Origin of the sequence: Pontibacter fetidus, assembly GCF_010119545.1 — a bacterium.
Taxonomy (GTDB): domain Bacteria; phylum Bacteroidota; class Bacteroidia; order Cytophagales; family Hymenobacteraceae; genus Pontibacter; species Pontibacter fetidus.
The window spans coordinates 1-4,573 of record NZ_JAAEAA010000040.1 but is presented as its reverse complement, the minus strand read 5'-3'; the positions used below and the strand labels follow the sequence as shown (position 1 = coordinate 4,573).

Below are 4,573 nucleotides of genomic sequence, written 5' to 3'. Positions count from 1 at the left end.
CAGTCTTTGGGTTGAGCGCCTTTGACTTGTTGCGGTGGCGTGAGCCAATCCGAGGCACGAGGATAGCAAGAAGGCAGCAGCGCGATGCCCGAAGACGGGGCCTCCCGGCCGTGAGGGAGCCAAAGCTTGATTGAAACGATAGGCAAGTAGAGCTCCCAGGATTGGAAGTAACTATGGAAGGATAACTTGGTTCAAGTAAGTATAGACTTAAACTATAGGACATATAAGATCCCTCAGCTTCGCTCGGAATGACAATAAAGTAAAATATTACCCAGACGCTAGCAGGAACTGAGCACACTGCCAGGCCCGTAAAACCTAGGCTTCATCCGAAATGATAATGTGAAACAGGAAACGATATATTTCCTATAAAAAGAGAAGGCCGATACTACTTATAGCATCGGCCTTCTTCTTTTACTAAAGCTTATACTTCTTACGCTTCTTTCAACGTAATCTTACGCTCTACAGTATTGTATGGGCCAGGTACTACAGCACCATTGTTATCAACCAGCTCCAGTTTTATAGTCGTTTCGCCCATTGGCAAACCTTCAATAATGTAAGGCAACCAGCGATCCAGCATAAACTCAGTGCCGTTTATAGTAGCGCGTACCTTGTTACCGGTTGTGCTCAGGTCCGTGTTTACCAAGTAAAAGTCCAGCATGATCTTTTCGGTATCCTTGCCTATATATTCGCCTTTCGGGCGGCTATAGAACATGTGCGGCGCTTTCAGGTCGAACTGCATACGCTCAGCAGGCTTACCGGCAGTAACCATACGCAGGTCATACGCACCTTTGTGCTTTAAGCTCTCATGGTAAGATCTTGACAGGAAAGACAGTATCACATGATCACCTTCTGCCAGGTCTTTGGTGAACGTAGTCTCATAATGCGCCGTATATGGTTCATTATCAACTATATTATGAATGTGCTGCCCCTGCTGCGAATTGGCCATATGCTCTGCGTTAGAGTGTGGCGTCATACGGGTAAGCTGGTAATTAGACAAGCTATAGTTAAACTCAACTGGGCCGGGCTCTACTAAACCACCTGCTGGCGGTGTATTCAGGCGCAGCGCCGATTCCGGGTATTGTTGCGAATCATCAAAAGCATAAACACGTAGCCCGTTTTTGCTCATTACCGCGCCAGCCGGAGTAGGGCCAGTGGTAGTGCTTGATACGATGGGTGTCTGGCTTTCAGCATCCTGGGTCTGGCGGGCAGTGTCGCACGCCGTAAAACCTAGCATCAGGGCTGCTGCCAGGCTTAGGTAGATTTTTTTCATTAGTAAGGGATTAGGTTTAGCAATTCAGCTAAGTTAGTGAATTTATTTTTTTCGTATATTGCGAACTACGTGAATAACACAAAAAAGTATACAGCAAAATAATATGAGTGAAATTTTGTTCGACGAAATTCCGTCTTTGGACTTAGCGGATTTTACGTCAGGCGACGCTGAAAGAAGGGCTCGATTTGTGAAAAAGTTGGGTGATGCGTACCAGAATATAGGATTTATTGCCCTCCGTAACCACGGCCTGAGCGACGAGCTGACTGAAAGGCTGTATGCTGCCACTAAAAAATTCTTTGCCTTACCTGATGATGTAAAGCAGAAATACGAAGAGCCAGAACTAGCCGGGCAGCGTGGCTATGTGGGCAAGTTTAAAGAGAAAGCAAAAGGGTTTAACACAGGCGACTTAAAAGAGTTTTACCACGTTGGCCAGGAGCTAAGCGACATTCCGGATAGTGACCCGATAAAAGAAGAATATCCTGAAAATATCTTCCCTACTGAAGTACCGGAGTTTAAAGAAGTAACCTTAGAAGCTTACCGCAAACTGGAAACAGCTGGTAAAGAGGTGCTGCGCGCCATCGCCATCCATCTGGGCCTAGACGAAAATTACTTTGATGAGAAAGTGAAGTATGGCAACAGCATTCTGCGCCCTATCCACTACTTCCCTATCGAGAACCCGGACAGCGTACCAGCTGATGCCGTTCGTGCAGCCGAGCACGGCGATATTAACCTGATTACCTTATTGATGGGTGCCAGTGCAGACGGTTTACAGGTGCTTCGCCGCGATGGCAAATGGATACCGATTACAGCGTTGCCAGAGCAGGTAATTGTGAACGTAGGTGATATGTTAGCGCGCCTTACAAACAACAAGCTGAAGTCTACGATACACCGTGTAGTTAATCCACCGCGTGAGCTGATGAACACGTCGCGTTTCTCTATTCCGTTCTTTATGCACCCACGTTCTGAAATGGACCTGACCTGCCTGGAGAGCTGCATAGACGAGCAAAACCCTAAGGCTTACCCAGATGCTACGGCAGGCGAGTACCTGACTGAGCGTTTGATAGAACTTGGCCTTAAAAAAGCTTAAGTATAAATATTTTGAAATATTTAAAAGAGAGATAGTTATAAGCTGTCTCTCTTTTTTTATTTTTACCCCTCATGAGCCTGCGCTACTACATCTTCCTGAAAGACGTTTTAATACTCGCCCTTACTACATTTGGGGGTGCGCAGGCACATTTTGCTATGATGTTTAAGCTGCTTGTTGAAAAGCGCCGCTACCTAACCGAGCAGGAACTGATAGAGCTGAACGCCCTTTGCCAGATACTACCCGGCCCGACCTCTACCCAAACGATAACGGCCATCGGTTTCCGGATTGGTGGAGCTAACCTGGCATACCTTACCCTACTTGTCTGGATAACCCCGGCAGCTTTCATAATGGCTATCGCTGCCATCGTTATCTCTTACCTGCAACAAAACAATATTTCACTCGATTTCCTGCGGTTTATTCAGCCAATGGCGGTCGGGTTTGTAGCGTTTGCCGCCTGGATGATCAGTGTAAAAGTGGTGAATACTAAAGTGGCTATCATACTTATGGTAATTTCAGCGGTACTATCCTACTTTTTCCGGTCGCCGTGGGTATACCCCTTACTACTTATTGCAGGCGGCGCCGTTACGGCGTTCCGTTTTAAGCAGCATCCCCAGGAAAAAGACAAGCGACTTAACATACAATGGGCTAATTTCTTTCTGTATGTAGGCGTGTTTATACTTGCTGCGGCACTGGGTGGTATTACATCTTCCTTACCTGTCAGGCTGTTCGAGAACTTTTACCGTAACGGCAGTATGATATTTGGTGGCGGCCAGGTGCTTATCCCGCTTATGTATACCGAGTTTGTGGAGTTTAAGCATTACCTCACCGGCGACGAATTTCTGTCGGGTTATGCTATTGCGCAGGCGCTACCGGGGCCAACGTTTTCTATCACGTCCTTTGTAGGTAACCTGGCTATGCGCCAGCACGGTATTGCAGGGCAAATGCTGGGTTCTTTTGTAGCTACAGTGGGCATCTTTTTACCAGGCACATTCCTTATTTTCTTTGTTATACGCTTCTGGGAAGGACTTAAAAAGTACCGAGTTGTGCGTGCCTCTTTAGAAGGTATAAGCGCGGTTAGTTCGGGCATGGTAATAGCGGCGGCCATTATGCTTTACCACCCCATCGACAATACGCTACTTAATTTCAGTATTGTGCTAGCTACTTTCGGACTACTTATGTTTACCAGAATACCGGCACCAGTGCTTATCCTGACCGGGTTACTGCTGGGGTTTGTGTTGTAGGGCATATACTATAGATTGGTGACTGTTGCTCACCCAATAAGCAAAAAGCCCTTCTCATTTTAGATTATACTTTTCGATCATATATTTACAACTATAAAATATACCCTTATGAAAAAACTATTACTCACATTCCAGATAATTGCCCTTATCCTGGTATTTTCTGCTGATGTTAGCGCCCTGCCCAAAAAGAAATTTACCGGTGTCGTTTCGAATGGCATGAAAGGCGACAAAATTTCTTTTATACTTTCGGCGGATGGTAAATGGGTAGAGGAATTTACGTTTAATGGGTACTGGCGCTGCGATGGCACTTTGGAGCAAGTTACGATCGGGCCCGAAAAAAGAATTCCGGTAAAGAACGGCAAGATCAGTGGTATTGTGGTAGACCCGGAAAATGGTGGCGCCACCGCCTGGCGTTTTGATGTGCAGGGAAGTATAAGCGGCAAAAAAGCAAGTGGCACTTTCCGCATGAACATTAACGCCCTCAGATGCGACTCTTATGTGTTGAAATGGACTGCTACCACAAAGTAACATCCCTAAGATACTGTAATTAGAAAAGGCTGCCTGACCGGCAGCCTTTTCTAATTTATCTCTTCTCTTTAAGTATGCGGAGCAAGTATTCGCCATAGCCACTTTTGCGCAGCGGTTCTGCTACCTGCTGTAGCTGTTCGGCCGAAATAAAGCCCATGCGCCAGGCCACTTCTTCTATACAGCCGATCTTCAGGCCTTGCCGTTCTTCTATGACCTGCACAAAGGTAGCCGCCTGCATCAGCGATTGTATGGTGCCGGTATCGAGCCAGGCCGTGCCGCGGTTCAGGATGCCTACTTTCAGCTTGCCACGACGCAGGTACTCTTTGTTCACGTCGGTTATCTCGTATTCGCCACGCGGGCTTGGCTCCAGGTTTTTGGCAATCTCTACTACCTCGTTGTCATAGAAGTACAGCCCCGGCACAGCATAACTGCTCTTTGGTTGTGCTG

At 46.9% G+C, this 4,573-nt stretch carries 5 protein-coding genes; 3 read left to right on the top strand and 2 right to left on the bottom strand.

Going from position 1 to position 4,573, the window contains the following annotated elements:
* Positions 1 to 430: 430 nt before the first annotated feature.
* Positions 431 to 1,270 carry a hypothetical protein gene (locus GWO68_RS17645; RefSeq protein ID WP_162347798.1) on the bottom strand — a complete coding sequence of 280 codons (840 nt, stop codon included), beginning with the start codon at positions 1,268 to 1,270 and terminating at the stop codon, positions 431 to 433.
* A gap of 103 nt (positions 1,271 to 1,373) precedes the next feature.
* On the opposite strand from GWO68_RS17645, the gene GWO68_RS17640 reads away from it, so the two are divergent.
* The 3 genes from GWO68_RS17640 (at position 1,374) to GWO68_RS17630 (ending at position 4,126) form a co-directional block, all read left to right on the top strand.
* Complete coding sequence (locus GWO68_RS17640; protein WP_162347797.1) at positions 1,374 to 2,357, top strand: isopenicillin N synthase family dioxygenase; 984 nt, start codon at positions 1,374 to 1,376, stop codon at positions 2,355 to 2,357.
* 71 nt (positions 2,358 to 2,428) lie between these two features.
* Complete coding sequence (chrA, locus tag GWO68_RS17635) at positions 2,429 to 3,598, top strand: chromate efflux transporter (RefSeq protein ID WP_162347796.1); 1,170 nt, start codon at positions 2,429 to 2,431, stop codon at positions 3,596 to 3,598.
* 108 nt (positions 3,599 to 3,706) lie between these two features.
* Positions 3,707 to 4,126, top strand: a complete 420-nt coding sequence (locus tag GWO68_RS17630) for a hypothetical protein (RefSeq protein ID WP_162347795.1) — start codon at positions 3,707 to 3,709, stop codon at positions 4,124 to 4,126.
* A 55-nt stretch (positions 4,127 to 4,181) separates the two neighbouring features.
* Here the strand turns inward: GWO68_RS17630 and GWO68_RS17625 are convergent.
* Positions 4,182 to 4,573 (bottom strand): sugar nucleotidyltransferase (locus GWO68_RS17625; protein ID WP_262887506.1); only part of this gene is annotated, 392 nt, incomplete at its 5' end.